The sequence below is a fragment of the Bacillus cereus group sp. Bce019 genome (assembly GCF_051781745.1).
Taxonomy (GTDB): Bacteria; Bacillota; Bacilli; order Bacillales; family Bacillaceae_G; genus Bacillus_A; species Bacillus_A cereus.
On sequence record NZ_JBPWJX010000155.1, the window covers coordinates 1 to 268 of the forward strand.

A 268-nucleotide genomic window follows, 5' to 3' on the forward strand; every position below is an offset into this window, starting at 1 on the left:
GCCGTGACGGGCGCTTATTGGCTTGCCGAGCGGCTGTACTTTCTGCCCCAGCGCCGCCGTGCAGCGCAGGCGCTGCACGACGCAGCCGTGGCACGCCGCACGGGGCTGGATCGCCAGGGCATCGCCAAGGTCGATACGCCTGATGTGGCCGAGGCGCAAAAACTGGTGATGGCGCAGCCGTGGTGGCTTGATTGGACGGCGGGGCTGTTCCCGGTGATCTTCATCGTGTTCGTGCTGCGCTCGTTTTTGTTTGAGCCGTTCAAAATTC

Annotated in this window: 1 protein-coding gene; it reads left to right on the plus strand. The window is 64.2% G+C overall.

From position 1 onward, the window contains the following. A partial coding sequence (locus ACS2QP_RS27825; RefSeq protein ID WP_438883077.1) for a hypothetical protein occupies positions 1–268 on the plus strand: 268 nt, incomplete at both ends.